The 14,192-nt window shown below is 69.3% G+C and carries 12 protein-coding genes, 1 rRNA gene and 1 riboswitch; of the genes, 12 read left to right on the top strand and 1 reads right to left on the bottom strand.

Going from position 1 to position 14,192, the window contains the following annotated elements; all coding sequences use genetic code 11:
- From rrf to AB0N16_RS39880, 11 genes are all read left to right on the top strand, one after another.
- Positions 1 to 95: ribosomal RNA gene (gene rrf / locus AB0N16_RS39830) — 5S ribosomal RNA — on the top strand; the annotation flags it as partial.
- A 112-nt stretch (positions 96 to 207) separates the two neighbouring features.
- A complete protein-coding gene (locus AB0N16_RS39835) occupies positions 208 to 816 on the top strand; it encodes a CDP-alcohol phosphatidyltransferase family protein (protein ID WP_365805646.1) in 609 nt (202 codons plus the stop codon).
- Positions 817 to 932: 116 nt separating this feature from the next.
- Positions 933 to 3,428: a mannose-1-phosphate guanyltransferase gene (locus AB0N16_RS39840; RefSeq protein ID WP_365805648.1), complete on the top strand. Its 2,496-nt coding sequence runs from the start codon at positions 933 to 935 to the stop codon at positions 3,426 to 3,428.
- Between the two features lie 106 nt (positions 3,429 to 3,534).
- Complete coding sequence (locus tag AB0N16_RS39845) at positions 3,535 to 4,446, top strand: DUF881 domain-containing protein (protein ID WP_365805650.1); 912 nt, start codon at positions 3,535 to 3,537, stop codon at positions 4,444 to 4,446.
- Positions 4,443 to 4,775, top strand: a complete 333-nt coding sequence (locus AB0N16_RS39850) for a small basic family protein (RefSeq protein WP_046727248.1) — start codon at positions 4,443 to 4,445, stop codon at positions 4,773 to 4,775. Before AB0N16_RS39845 ends, AB0N16_RS39850 begins: the two co-directional genes overlap by 4 nt.
- A 5-nt stretch (positions 4,776 to 4,780) precedes the next feature.
- A complete protein-coding gene (locus tag AB0N16_RS39855; RefSeq protein WP_365805652.1) occupies positions 4,781 to 5,617 on the top strand; it encodes a DUF881 domain-containing protein in 837 nt (278 codons plus the stop codon).
- A 190-nt stretch (positions 5,618 to 5,807) separates the two neighbouring features.
- Positions 5,808 to 6,638 (top strand): FHA domain-containing protein, encoded by an 831-nt coding sequence (locus AB0N16_RS39860; protein ID WP_365805654.1) that lies wholly within the window; start codon positions 5,808 to 5,810, stop codon positions 6,636 to 6,638.
- Between the two features lie 39 nt (positions 6,639 to 6,677).
- Complete coding sequence (locus AB0N16_RS39865) at positions 6,678 to 7,415, top strand: MerR family transcriptional regulator (protein ID WP_365805656.1); 738 nt, start codon at positions 6,678 to 6,680, stop codon at positions 7,413 to 7,415.
- 91 nt (positions 7,416 to 7,506) lie between these two features.
- Positions 7,507 to 7,980 carry a bifunctional nuclease family protein gene (locus AB0N16_RS39870; protein ID WP_026253112.1) on the top strand — a complete coding sequence of 158 codons (474 nt, stop codon included), beginning with the start codon at positions 7,507 to 7,509 and terminating at the stop codon, positions 7,978 to 7,980.
- Positions 7,981 to 8,249: 269 nt separating this feature from the next.
- Positions 8,250 to 8,894 carry a MerR family transcriptional regulator gene (locus AB0N16_RS39875; protein WP_351712443.1) on the top strand — a complete coding sequence of 215 codons (645 nt, stop codon included), beginning with the start codon at positions 8,250 to 8,252 and terminating at the stop codon, positions 8,892 to 8,894.
- Positions 8,895 to 8,992: 98 nt separating this feature from the next.
- Positions 8,993 to 10,351 (top strand): DNA polymerase IV, encoded by a 1,359-nt coding sequence (locus AB0N16_RS39880; protein WP_365805658.1) that lies wholly within the window; start codon positions 8,993 to 8,995, stop codon positions 10,349 to 10,351.
- A gap of 156 nt (positions 10,352 to 10,507) precedes the next feature.
- Here the strand turns inward: AB0N16_RS39880 and AB0N16_RS39885 are convergent, their stop codons facing one another.
- The gene (locus AB0N16_RS39885) at positions 10,508 to 10,888 is read right to left on the bottom strand and encodes a PRC-barrel domain-containing protein (protein WP_365805660.1); all 381 of its coding nucleotides are present in this window, start codon (positions 10,886 to 10,888) and stop codon (positions 10,508 to 10,510) included.
- Between the two features lie 114 nt (positions 10,889 to 11,002).
- Positions 11,003 to 11,097: riboswitch (glycine riboswitch) on the top strand.
- Between the two features lie 174 nt (positions 11,098 to 11,271).
- Between AB0N16_RS39885 and gcvP the strand changes: the two genes are divergently transcribed.
- Positions 11,272 to 14,157, top strand: coding sequence for an aminomethyl-transferring glycine dehydrogenase (gene gcvP, locus AB0N16_RS39890; RefSeq protein ID WP_365805662.1), 2,886 nt, complete (start codon positions 11,272 to 11,274; stop codon positions 14,155 to 14,157).
- Positions 14,158 to 14,192 lie beyond the last annotated feature (35 nt).

Here is a 14,192-nt window from a genome sequence, read left to right on the forward strand (position 1 = left end):
AAACGCCCGGTTACATTCCGAACCCGGAAGCTAAGCCTTACAGCGCCGATGGTACTGCAGGGGGGACCCTGTGGGAGAGTAGGACACCGCCGAACTCCTTTTAGAGCTCTGGCTCTTGGGCAACATGCCCAAGAGCCAGAGCTTTTTTGCGTTGAGGTAGGGTCAGGGAGCAAAGTTGGCTCGTTTCCCATCACAGGAGGCCCCCGGGTGGAGGTCCAGGAGACCCGTGTCCAGACGGACCGGGTCCTCACCATCCCGAACATCCTCAGCATGGCGCGTCTCGTCGGCGTACCCGTCTTCCTGTGGTTGATCCTCAGGCCCGAGTTCGGCGGGCCCCAGAGCGACGTCTGGGCCCTGCTGGTGCTCGCCTTCAGCGGCATCAGTGACTACCTGGACGGCAAGCTCGCCCGACGCTGGAACCAGATCAGCAGCCTCGGCCGGCTTCTGGACCCCGCGGCGGACCGGCTCTACATCCTGTCGACGCTGGTCGGACTCACCTGGCGCGAGATCCTGCCGCTCTGGTTGACGGCCGTACTACTGCTGCGCGAGCTGGTGCTGCTGGTGATGGTGGGGATTCTCCGGCGCCACGGCTATCCACCGCCGCAGGTGAACTTCCTTGGCAAGGCAGCCACGTTCAATCTGATGTACGCGTTCCCGCTCCTGCTGCTCAGTGACGGAAGCGGCTGGATCTCGTCACTCGCTGCTATTTTCGGATGGGCGTTCGCCGGATGGGGTACAACGCTCTACTGGTGGGCAGGAGTGCTTTACGTGGTGCAGGTCCGCCGGCTGGTTCGTGCGGACGCCACAGCCGATTGAGCTCGGCGATTGTCCGGACGTAGTGCCTCGCGATGGCCCGCGACGGAAAAGTGCGGGACAATCGGGACGGGTGAAGTCGGCTAGACCGTCATCTCTTAGAGGAGGACGCTTCCGACATGAAGGCCGTAGTGATGGCCGGTGGTGAAGGCACACGCCTTCGCCCCATGACCTCTAGCATGCCCAAGCCGCTCCTTCCGGTGGTAAATCGCCCGATCATGGAGCATGTGCTACGGCTGCTCAAAAAGCATGGGCTCACCGAGACCGTCGTCACTGTGCAGTTCCTGGCATCGCTGGTCAAGAACTACTTCGGGGACGGCGAAGAGCTCGGTATGGAGCTCACCTATGCCAATGAGGAGAAGCCACTCGGTACCGCCGGAAGCGTCAAGAACGCCGAAGAGGCGTTGAAGGACGATGCTTTCCTCGTCATCTCCGGCGATGCGCTGACCGACTTCGACCTCACCGAACTCATCAACTTCCACAAGGCAAAGGGCGCGCTGGTCACGGTCTGCCTGACCCGTGTGCCCAATCCGCTGGAATTCGGCATCACCATTGTCGACGAAGAGGGGAAGGTCGAGCGGTTCCTTGAGAAGCCGACCTGGGGGCAGGTCTTCTCCGACACGGTGAACACGGGCATCTATGTCATGGAGCCCGAGGTGTTCGACTATGTCGAGGCCGACGTTCCGGTCGACTGGTCCGGCGATGTCTTCCCGCAGTTGATGAAGGAAGGCAAGCCGATCTACGGCTACATCGCCGAGGGCTACTGGGAGGACGTCGGCACCCACGAGTCGTACGTCAAGGCGCAGGCCGACGTCCTGGAGGGCAAGGTCGACGTCGACATCGACGGCTTCGAGATATCGCCGGGCGTCTGGGTGGCCGAGGGCGCCGAGGTGCATCCCGACGCCGTCCTGCGCGGACCGCTGTACATCGGTGACTACGCCAAGGTCGAGGCCGGCACGGAAATCCGCGAGCACACCGTCGTGGGCTCCAACGTCGTCGTGAAGAGCGGTGCCTTCCTGCACCGGGCCGTGGTGCACGACAACGTCTACGTCGGCCAGCACAGCAATCTGCGGGGCTGTGTCGTCGGCAAGAACACCGACATCATGCGGGCCGCCCGGATCGAGGACGGTGCGGTCATCGGTGACGAGTGCCTGATCGGTGAAGAATCGATCGTGCAGGGCAACGTCCGGGTCTATCCGTTCAAGACCATCGAGGCCGGTGCGTTCGTCAACACGTCCGTGATCTGGGAGTCCCGCGGCCAGGCGCATCTCTTCGGCGCCCGTGGTGTCTCCGGAATCCTGAACGTGGAGATCACGCCGGAGCTGGCCGTACGGCTCGCCGGCGCGTACGCGACCACCCTGAAGAAGGGCTCCACGGTCACCACGGCCCGTGACCACTCCCGGGGTGCCCGTGCGCTCAAGCGGGCGGTCATCTCCGCGCTCCAGGCCAGCGCCATCGACGTACGCGACCTGGAGAACGTGCCCCTTCCGGTGGCACGGCAGCAGACCGGGCGCGGCAGCGCCGGCGGCATCATGATCCGGACCTCGCCCGGGGTGCCCGACTCCGTCGACATCATGTTCTTCGACGGGCAGGGCGCGGACCTCTCCCAGGCCAGCCAGCGCAAGCTGGACCGGATCTTCGCCCGGCAGGAGTACCGGCGTGCGTTCCCCGGTGAGATCGGCGACCTGTACTTCCCGGCCAGCGTCTTCGACTCGTACACGGGTTCGCTGCTGCGGAACGTCGACATCACCGGGATCGCCGAGGCCGAACTGAAGGTCGTCGTGGACGCCTCCAACGGCAGTGCCGGGCTCGTTCTGCCCAGCCTGCTCGGGAAGCTCGGCGTGGACTCGCTGACCATCAACCCCGGTCTCAACGAGGCCAGGCCCACGGAGACGGCGGATCAGCGGCGGTCGGGGCTGGTGCGCCTCGGCGAGATCGTGGCGTCCTCCCGGGCCGCGTTCGGTGTGCGATTCGACCCGGTGGGCGAGCGGCTGTCCCTGGTGGACGAGAAGGGCCGCATCATCGAGGACGACCGCGCGCTGCTGGTGATGCTCGACCTGGTGGCCGCCGAGCGGCGCAGCGGCCGTGTGGCGCTTCCGGTCACCACGACCCGGATCGCCGAGCAGGTGGCCGCGTACCACGGCACCCAGGTCGAGTGGACGACCACCTCGCCCGACGACCTCACGCGCGTGGGGCGTGAGGAAGGCACCATCTTCGGTGGCGACGGCAAGGGCGGATTCATCGTCCCCGAGTTCAGCAGCGTCTACGACGGTACGGCGGCCTTCGTGCGCCTGATCGGCCTGGTCGCGCGGACACAGCTCACGCTCAGCCAGATCGACGCCCGGATCCCGCGGGCGCATGTCCTCAAGCGGGACCTGGCGACCCCGTGGGCTGTCAAGGGCCTGGTCATGCGGCGTGTCGTCGAGGCGGCCGGTGATCGCTTCGTGGACACGACCGACGGGGTGCGGGTCGTCGAGACGGACGGGCGCTGGGTGATGGTGCTGCCCGACCCGGCCGAGGCGGTCACCCATCTGTGGGCCGAGGGACCCGACGACGCCTCCGCGCAGGCCCTGTTGGACGAATGGTCGGCGATCGTGGACAGCGCGGGACGCTAGATCCGCCGCACGCGCGCGTGCCGGACAAGTGTCCCCGAGGGGGCCTGTCCGGCACGCCGGTGGGGCCGTTCGGAGGTACCGGTCGCAACGTGCGACGATGTGCGGCATGCCGCAGCAACCCCCCGTTCGGAGCAGCGCCACCCGGCCGCAGCGCCCGGACGCCTCCATGTCGTTGATCACCAACGTCATGGACCACAGCCTCGACGACGGGTACGCCGAGGCGGCGGCACGTAAGCGGGCGCAGGGGGAGGCCGGCGGCATGCCGAAGACCCTCCGGGCCAGGCTGGGCCTCGCCGGCGGTCTGGTGCTCGCGGCCCTGGTGGTGACCGTGGGAGCGGCGCAGGCACGTGTGACGGCCCCTGTCGTGGCCAAGGAGCGCCAGGAGCTCATCGACCGCATCGACCGCGAGACGGCCGCAGCCGACAAGCTGGAGACCAATGTCGACAAGCTGCGGGACGACGTCAGCGCCCGCCAGCGTGCGGCGCTCAAGGAGAGTGGCGGCAGTGGTCAGGCGGACCTGGTGGGCATCCTGTCGGGTGCCACGGCGGTGCACGGTCCCGGCGTGAAGCTGGCCGTGAACGACGCCAAGGAGGCCTCCTCGGGCGGCGACGCCGGCAATCCGCGGGAGACCTCTGGGTTCTCCGACACCGGCCGGGTGCGTGACCACGACATGCAGCGCGTCGTGAACGGGCTGTGGGCCTCGGGCGCCGAGGCGATCTCCATCAACGGGCAGCGGCTCACCGCCCTGTCCGCGATCAGGGCCGCGGGAGACGCGATACTGGTCGACAACAGGCCGCTGGTACCGCCGTACACGGTGCTGGCGGTGGGGGACGGGGAGAGGCTCAGCTCCAGGTTCCAGGACAGCCCCGACGGGCTGTATCTGCATGCGCTGGAGGAGAACTTCGACATCCGGGCGACGATCTCCACGGAGAGTGACGTCCGGCTGCCCGCCGCACCCAGCGTGATCGTACGTACGGCCCAGCCGTACACCGAGAAGACGGAGAAGGGCACATCGTGATCGCCGTACTTGGCCTCGTCGTGGGCGTCGTGGCCGGACTGTTGGTCCGTCCTGAGGTTCCGGCGGTCGTCGAGCCGTATCTGCCGATCGCCGTCGTCGCGGCGCTCGACGCCGTCTTCGGCGGTCTGCGGGCCATGCTCGACGGGATCTTCGACGACAAGGTCTTCGTGGTGTCGTTCCTGTCCAACGTGGTGGTGGCCGCGCTGATCGTGTTCCTGGGCGACAAGTTGGGCGTCGGGTCCCAGCTGTCCACGGGGGTCGTGGTGGTCCTCGGTATCCGTATCTTCTCCAACGCCGCGGCGATCCGGCGACACGTCTTCCGGGCGTGAGCGGCATGAGCGAGCACGAGAAGCAGCCGGAACACCGGCTGCGCAGAGAACTGCCGGACGAGGTGCCCGCCGCGGCGCCGGAGACCGGATCCGCGGCCGAGCCGAAGCCGCAGGCCGGGCTGACCGGCCGTCGGCGGCTGATCGAGGGACTCTGGCCGCCGCGGGTCAGCCGGGCCCAACTGATCGTCGCCGTGCTGCTGTTCGGGCTCGGATTCGGGCTCGCCGTGCAGGTGGCGTCGAACAGCGACAGTGACAGCGCCTTGCGCGGGGCCCGCCAGGAGGATCTTGTTCGCATCCTCGATGAACTGGACGACCGTACTCAGCGTCTTGAGGACGAGAAGACAGGACTTGAAAAGCAGCGCCAGGAGTTGCAGAGCAGTTCCGACCAGGCGGCGGAGGCCCGCAGGCAGACGGCCGAGAAGGAGAGGCAACTCGGCATTCTGGCGGGCACCGTCGCGGCGCAGGGTCCTGGCATCACGATGACGGTCGACGACCCGAAGGGGACGGTACAGGCGGACATGCTGCTCGACGCGATCCAGGAGCTGCGCGCGGCCGGCGCGGAGGCGATCCAGGTCAACGGGGTGCGAGTGATCTCCGGCACCTACCTCACCGACTCCGGGAAGAGTGTGAGCGTCGACGGGAACAAGATCACCCAGCCCTACGTTTTCAAGGTGATCGGGAAGCCGCAGGATCTCGAACCGGCTCTCAACATCCCCGGAGGCGTGGTGCAGACCCTGGAGAAGGAACAGGCGACTGTGACCGTCGAGCGGTCGACCAAGATCGTGGTGGATGCCTTGCGACCGGCGAAGCAGCCTGACTACGCTCGGTCGTCCTCACAGTGAACCGGCGGTGCATGCGGGACGTCCGGCGAGGGCATGAGGATGCGGGGGGTCGGCGCACCGGTGAGCCGGTGCGTGGTGGAAACTGTCTGGTGGATACGGACGTTGTGAGGTTGTCCGGGTCGGCCGGTTTATTCAGTCAGGGTTCGTCCTGCCCCACGGGCGGGTCTGTTTCGGTCAAGGGGAATCGCCCGTGAAGTTGTTTTCGAAGTTGTTCGGCAAGAGCGCGCGAGAGGGTAGCGACAACGCGACCGCCCGTCATCGCGCACAGCCCGACGCGGACGGTCAGCGCCCGCTGTTCCGGGACCAGGTGGCTGGTCCGGGGGGTGACATTTCGGGAGGTCAGGGCGCGCGGTCAGTTGACCCGTCGCAGTCCGGCGGCATAGGTTTCGGGCAACCGTCAACCTCAGGTGCGGGTGGAGGGTTTACCTCCGACCCGTACGCGTCCAACGCCCCGGCGGGGCAGCCGCGGCAGGAGGATCCGTCCATGTCGGCCCTGGTTTGTACGAGGTGCGGTAACCGCAACGCGGAGAACGCCCGCTTCTGTTCCAACTGCGGTGCCCCGCTGCGCGCGGGCGCCGTCCCCGAGCGGGCGTCGGAGACGACGTCCACGATCTCGATCTCCGGCCTGGAGGCCTACGACGCCGAGGTCACCGGCCAGACCCAGGCGCCGGCGCTCTCGCCCGAGGCGCAGGCGGCCGTCGACGCGCTGCCGCTGGGCTCCGCGCTGCTGGTCGTGCGCCGCGGCCCGAACTCGGGCAGCCGCTTCCTGCTGGACAGCGACCTGACCACGGCCGGTCGCCACCCGCAGAGCGACATCTTCCTGGACGACGTGACGGTCTCGCGCCGCCATGTGGAGTTCCGCCGCCAGCCGGACGGCTCGTTCACGGTGGCCGACGTGGGCAGCCTCAACGGCACCTACGTCAACCGGGAGCGCATCGACCAGGTCGCTCTGTCGAACGGTGACGAGGTGCAGATCGGCAAGTACCGGCTGGTCTTCTACGCGAGCCGGCACGGCATCTGACCCTCCGGACCTCGTCCGGGGACCCAGGGAAGAAGGTCCATGCTGCACACACCGAGCGGCGGTACCGGTCACGGCACCGCCGCCACGGAAACCGGGCTGATGAGCATCGGCACGGTGCTGAACGTGCTGCGCGACGAGTTCCCCGAAGTCACCATCTCCAAGATCCGCTTCCTGGAGTCGGAGGGGCTGATCGAGCCGCGCCGGACCCCGTCCGGGTACCGCAAGTTCAGTGCCGGGGATGTGGAGCGGCTCGGACACGTTCTGAGGATGCAACGGGACCACTACCTGCCGCTGAAGGTCATCCGGGAGTACCTGGACGCCATGGAGCGCGGTGAGGCCGTCCAGCTGCCCGTGCTGGGACGGCAGCGGGACGGCGAGGCGGTGCCGATGGTCGCCGAGGTGCCCACGGTGGCGCGGATCGGCCGGGACGAGCTGCTCGCGGCCGCCGAGATCGACGAGAACTCCCTGGCGGAGTGGGAGTCGTACGGGCTGCTCGCTCCCCTGGAGGACGGCGTGTACGACGCCGAGGCGGTCACCGTGGCCGCGCTCGTGACCGAGCTGGGCCGGTTCGGGATCGAGCCGCGCCATCTGCGGGTCATGAAGGCCGCCGCCGACCGTGAGGCGGGTCTGGTGGACCAGGTGGTGGCCCCGCTCAAGCGGCACCGCAATCCGCAGACCAGGGCCCATGCCGAGGCCCGTACGAAGGAGCTGGCGGCGCTCACGGTGAGGTTGCACGCCGCACTGGTGCAGACCGCGCTCGGGGTGCGGCTGCCGTGACCATCGTGACAGGACCCGGGCGGAGGCCGGATCGGGCGCGCGTTCCGGGCCCGACTACCCAAACGTCCCGGGCACGGCCTAGGGTTGCTGTGTGAACGAGCTCGATGTCGTAGGTGTCCGGGTGGAAATGCCCTCCAACCAACCGATCGTGCTCCTGCGCGAAGTGGGAGGCGACCGTTACCTCCCCATCTGGATCGGGCCGGGGGAGGCGACGGCGATCGCGTTCGCCCAGCAGGGCATGGCCCCTGCGCGACCGCTGACCCACGACCTGTTCAAGGACGTGCTGGAGGCTGTCGGTCAGGAGCTCACCGAAGTACGCATCACGGACCTGCGTGAGGGTGTCTTCTACGCGGAGCTGGTCTTCGCCAGCGGTGTCGAGGTGAGCGCCCGTCCGTCCGACGCCATAGCGCTGGCGCTGCGCACCGGAACGCCGATCTACGGGAGCGACACGGTGCTGGACGACGCCGGCATCGCGATCCCGGACGAGCAGGAGGACGAGGTGGAGAAGTTCCGCGAGTTCCTCGACCAGATCTCGCCCGAGGACTTCGGCACCAGCAGCCAGTGAGGGACCCGAGCGGTCCGTCACCCACCCATCAGAGGCCGGTGACGGGCCGGTTCACGGCTGGTCGGGCTCGAATTCATGGGCAATTGCCAGCGGCCATTGAGAGCGTCCTACGCCTTCCCGCCAGAGCATTCGGCTAGCCTTTCCCCGCGGTGGGGCACGGGAAACCACTCCTAGGGTGATTATCACTCGGCGTGCCGAGTGTGGCGATCGTTGACGCACCCCTGGTGACTGCCTACCGTCGAGAGGGCAGGTCAAGGACGGAGGTCGGCGTGAGAAGCAGCGGCGACGGTACGGCTGGGGGTGCCCCGGGACGCGGTCTCGGGGAGAGTGGTCCGTATCGGCCTCACGGCAGCACTGCCGGTCACGCTCCGCAGCGGCCGACGGCAGTGCCGAGCGGCGGAGGGGCGGCGTCCATGACGACCGAGGAGATCGGCTACCGGGGGCCCACGGCCTGTGCGGCGGCCGGCATCACCTACCGGCAACTCGACTACTGGGCCCGCACCGGCCTGGTCGAGCCCAGTGTGCGGCCCGCCTACGGGTCGGGCACCCAGCGCCTGTACAGCTTCCGGGATGTCGTCGTCCTGAAGATCGTCAAGCGGTTCCTGGACACCGGGGTGTCCCTCCAGAACATCCGCACCGCCGTCCAGCACCTCAGGGAGCGCGGTTTCCGCGATCTGGAGCGCATGACCCTCATGAGCGACGGCGCCACGGTGTACGAGTGCACCTCGCCAGACGAGGTGCACGCCCTGCTCCAGGGCGGCCAGGGCATCTTCGGGATCGCGGTCGGCGTGGTCTGGCGGGACGTGGAAAGCGCGCTCTCCCAGCTGCACGGTGAGCGGGTCGACACCGGCGAGACCCTGATCGGGCCCAACCCCGCCGACGAGCTGGCCCGGCGCCGCAACCGGGCGGTCTAGGTCCCGGCCCGACCCCCTGAAACTCCTGAGCCCTTGGTGATGCCCCGGCACGGTTGCGTGCCGTGGCATTGTCAGTGGCGTGGTGCAGCATCGGAGATGTGAGAAACGCGCCCACGATCCTGCATCTCGACATGGATGCCTTCTACGCCTCGGTGGAGCAGGCATCCAAGCCGAGTCTGCGTGGGAAGGCCGTGGTCGTGGGCGGGCTCGGGCCGCGCGGTGTGGTGGCCACGGCGTCCTACGAGGCCCGGGTGTTCGGGGTGCACTCCGCGATGCCGATGGCACAGGCGCGCAGGCTGGCGCCGAATGCCGCGTATCTCGTACCGCGCTTCGGGCTGTACCGGTCGATCAGCGAGCAGGTGATGGCGCTGCTGCACGAGCTGTCGCCCCTGGTGGAGCCGCTGAGCCTGGACGAGGCGTTCGTGGACCTGGAGGCGGGTGAGGTGGCCTGGGACGCGGGCTCGGCTCGGCTGGTGGGGGAGAAGCTGCGCGCGGACATACGGGCCGCCACGGGGCTCGCCGGTTCGGTCGGGCTCGCCGCCTCCAAGATGCTCGCGAAGATCGCCTCCGAGCAGGCCAAGCCGGACGGGCTGGTGCTGATCGAACCGGGTACGGAGCGCGCGATGCTCGGGCCGATGACGGTGCGGACCCTGCCGGGCGTGGGGCCGGCGACCGGGGACCATCTGCGGCGGGCCGGGATCACCACGGTCGACGAGATCGCCGAGGCGGGCGAGGACGAGCTGGTACGGCTGCTCGGCAAGGCCCACGGGCACGCGCTGTACGCGATGGCGCTGGCGCACGACGAACGGCCCGTGGTCGCCGAGCGGGAGGCCAAGTCGGTCTCCGTCGAGGACACGTACGACGTGGACATCCATGACCGGATGCGGGTGGGGATGGAGGTGCAGCGGCTGGCCGACCGGTGTGTGCGCAGGCTTCGGGGGGCCGGGCTGTCGGGGCGGACGATCGTGCTGAAGGTCCGGCGGTACGACTTCTCGACGCTCACCCGGTCGGAGACGCTCAGAGGGCCGACCGACGATCCGGCGGTGGTGCGGGAGGCGGCCGCGCGGTTGCTGGACTCGGTGGACACGACGGGGGGCGTGCGGTTGCTGGGCGTGGGGGTGTCGGGGCTGGCCGACTACACCCAGGAGGATCTGTTCGCGCAGGCGGCGGGGGAGGCGGCGGAGATCCTCGCGGAGGAGGAGGCTGCCGAGCCGGTCGCCGTGCAGGAGGCGGTCGTGGAGCGGAGATGGCCCGCGGGGCATGACGTCCGGCATGCCGAGTACGGGCACGGATGGGTGCAGGGGAGTGGTCTGGGGCGGGTGACGGTGCGGTTCGAGACGCCGTGGGCCGTCGAGCCGGGGCGGGTGCGGACGTTCCGGGTCGATGACCCTGAGCTGGAGCCGGTGGAGCCGCTGCCGCTGGTGCCGACGATTCCGGTGGACGGGGTGGGTGCTTGACCCGGCGTGGGGCTGGGCGGAGGTGGGGTCGCCTAACGGCGCTTGCGGGGTGCCGCCCGCGCCCACCCGTGCCGCCCCGGGGGCACCTCCCAGGCTCTCAAGGCACTGGGGAAGGCACGACTGCCCGCGGCCGGAGAAAGCGCGCACCGTCGGCCGTCAGGCATCCGCGTCCTCCGTTCCCGCCAGTTTGCCGAAGTCGTGGTCCGGATGGTCGGGGGGTGGGGCGGTCGTGTCCAGGCCGTAGTGGTGGTAGAGCTGGAGTTCCTGCTCCGGGGACAGATGGCGGCCCACGCCGAAGTCGGGAGCGTCTTTGATCAGGGCGCGGTCGAAGGGGACCTGGAGGGTGCCCTCGACCAGTTCGCTGGGCTCCAGGGGCACGAAGGCGTCCCGGGAGAACAGGCCGGTGCGTATGGCCGCCCACTCCGGCACGCCGGTCGCGTCGTCGAGGTAGACCTCGTCGATCGTGCCGATCTTCGTGCCGTTGCGGTCGAACGCCTTGCGGCCGATCAGGTTGCGCGGATCGATGTCCGTCTGCACGGGCCCTCCACTTGGTCGCAACTCATCCGTAAGCACTACAAAAGAGCACATTGAGGGAGGCGGCCACTCGAAGGCCCGTGCGTTGCCCTCGCTGGTAGGCTGGCAAGCGGCTGCTGACCCCGTGCGGGAGAGTCCTCCGGACAGACCGGAGGCGCCGAAGGAGCAAATCCTCCCCGGAATCTCTCAGGCTCACGTACCGCACGGACGAGGTCACTCTGGAAAGCAGGGCGGGCGTCGACGACATCCGCCCTCACCGACGGTGCAAGCCGGATCCCCTGGGCGTCCGGCGAAGCTCTCAGGTTGAGATGACAGAGGGGGAGGCCGTCGGGGTGCCCGTGCCGGGGTACCCCTCGAAGGTCGCGTCAGACCAGGAGGCCTCCGCAATGACCGCCCAGCGTGTTCCGCTCTCCGAGCTCGAACAGGGAATCCCCTTCGAGCAGCGCCATATCGGGCCCGACCACGAGGCCCGGGCCAAGATGCTCGCCCAGGTCGGGTACGGCTCGCTAGACGAGCTGACCTCCGCCGCCGTGCCGGACGTCATCAAGAACGCCGACACCCTGGAACTGCCGGGCGCGCGCACCGAGGCCGAGGTACTGGCCGAGCTCCGGTCGCTGGCCGACCGGAACCAGGTGCTCGACTCGATGATCGGGCTGGGCTACTACGGCACCTTCACGCCGCCCGTCATCCTGCGCAACGTGATGGAGAACCCCGCCTGGTACACGGCCTACACGCCGTACCAGCCGGAGATCTCCCAGGGGCGGCTGGAAGCCCTGCTGAACTTCCAGACCATGGTCGCCGACCTCACCGGACTGCCCACCTCCGGCGCCTCGCTGCTGGACGAGGCCACGGCCGCCGCGGAGGCCGTGGCCCTGTCGCTGCGCATGGGCAAGAACAAGAAGGGCGTCTTCGTCGTCGACGCGGACGCGCTCCCGCAGACCGTCGCCGTGATCCGGACGCGGACCGAACCGACCGGGGTCGAGGTCGTCGTCGCGGACCTGAGCGACGGGATCCCGGCGGACCTCGCCGCCCGTGAGATCAACGGCGTGCTCGTCCAGTACCCCGGCGCCTCCGGTGCCGTACGCGACATCAAGCCGCTCGTGGAGCAGGCGCACGAGCTGGGCGCGCTGGTCACCGTCGCCGCCGACCTGCTCGCGCTGACCCTGCTGACCTCGCCGGGCGAGCTGGGCGCCGACATCGCCGTCGGGACGACCCAGCGGTTCGGGGTGCCGATGGGCTTCGGCGGGCCGCACGCGGGCTACATGGCGGTGCGGGAGAAGTTCGCGCGCAGCCTGCCCGGCCGGCTCGTGGGTGTCTCCGTGGACGCCGACGGGCACAAGGCCTACCGGCTGGCGCTGCAGACCCGGGAACAGCACATCCGCCGTGAGAAGGCCACCAGCAACATCTGCACCGCACAGGTGCTGCTCGCCGTGATGGCCGGCATGTACGCCGTCTACCACGGGCCCGAGGGGCTGCGGGCCATCGCTCAGCGGACCCACCGCTACGCCACGATCCTGGCCGCGGGGCTCAGGGCCGGCGGGGTCGAGCTCGTACACGGCGCCTACTTCGACACCCTCACCGCGCGCGTGCCCGGCAAGGCCGCCGAGATCGTCGCCACCGCCCGGCAGAGCGGCGTCAACCTGCGGCTCGTGGACGCCGACCACGTCTCGATGGCCTGCGACGAGACCACCACGCGGGCCCAGCTGGGTGCCGTGTGGACGGCGTTCGGGGTCGAGGGCGACGTCGAGGCGCTGGACGCGGTCGCCGCGGACACGCTGCCCGAGGGGCTGCTGCGCGGCGACGGCTACCTGGGCCACCCCGTCTTCCACGAGCACCGCTCCGAGACCGCGATGCTGCGCTATCTGCGCCGGCTCGCCGACCGGGACTACGCGCTGGACCGGGGCATGATCCCGCTGGGCTCCTGCACCATGAAGCTCAACGCGACCACCGAGATGGAGCCGGTCACCTGGCCCGAGTTCGGCCAGCTGCACCCCTTCGCGCCCGCCGAGCAGGCGCAGGGCTATCTGACGCTCATCCGTGAGCTGGAGGAGCGGCTCGCCGAGGTCACGGGCTACGACAAGGTGTCGCTCCAGCCCAACGCCGGGTCGCAGGGCGAGCTGGCCGGGCTGCTCGCCGTACGCGCCTACCACCGTGCCAACGGCGACGAGCAGCGCACCGTGTGCCTGATCCCGTCCTCCGCGCACGGCACCAACGCCGCCAGCGCCGTCATGGCCGGGATGAAGGTCGTCGTCGTGAAGACCGCCGAGGACGGCGAGGTCGACGTCGAGGACCTGCGGGCGAAGATCGAGCAGCATCGCGACCAGCTCGCCGTGCTGATGATCACCTACCCGTCCACGCACGGCGTGTTCGAGGAGCACGTCGCGGAGATCTGCGGTCAGGTGCACGAGGCCGGCGGCCAGGTGTACGTCGACGGGGCCAACCTCAACGCCCTGGTCGGGGTCGCCAAGCCCGGGCACTTCGGCGGCGACGTCTCGCACCTGAACCTGCACAAGACCTTCTGCATCCCGCACGGCGGCGGCGGTCCGGGTGTCGGTCCGGTGGCCGTACGGGCCCACCTGGCGCCGTACCTGCCCAACCATCCGCTCCAGCCGGCCGCCGGGCCGGCGACCGGAGTCGGGCCGATCTCGGCCGCGCCGTGGGGCTCCGCCGGGATCCTGCCGATCTCGTGGGCGTACGTCCGGCTGATGGGCGGCGAGGGGCTGAAGCGCGCCACGCAGGTGGCCGTGCTCAGCGCCAACTACATCGCCAAGCGGCTGGAGCCGCACTACCCCGTGCTCTACACGGGCCCCGGCGGGCTGGTCGCGCACGAGTGCATCATCGATCTGCGGCCGCTGACCAAGGCGACCGGAGTGAGCGTCGACGACGTCGCCAAGCGGCTCATCGACTACGGGTTCCACGCGCCGACGATGTCCTTCCCGGTGGCCGGCACGCTGATGATCGAGCCGACCGAGTCCGAGGACCTCGGTGAGCTGGACCGGTTCTGCGAGGCGATGATCGCCATTCGGGCGGAGATCGACAAGGTCGGGGCGGGGGAGTGGCCCGCCGAGGACAACCCGCTGCGGGGCGCGCCGCACACGGCCGCCACGCTCGGCGGGGAGTGGGAGCACGCGTACTCGCGTGCGGAGGCCGTCTTCCCGGCCGGGGTGTCCGCCGCCGACAAGTACTGGCCGCCGGTGCGCCGGATCGACCAGGCCTTCGGAGACCGGAACCTGGTGTGCTCGTGCCCGCCGCTGGACGTGTACGAGGACTGATCCGCGGTACGGCTAGGACAGCAGAGGCCCCGCTT

This window comes from Streptomyces sp. NPDC051105, assembly GCF_040682795.1.
In the GTDB taxonomy this organism is placed as follows: Bacteria; Actinomycetota; Actinomycetes; order Streptomycetales; family Streptomycetaceae; genus Streptomyces.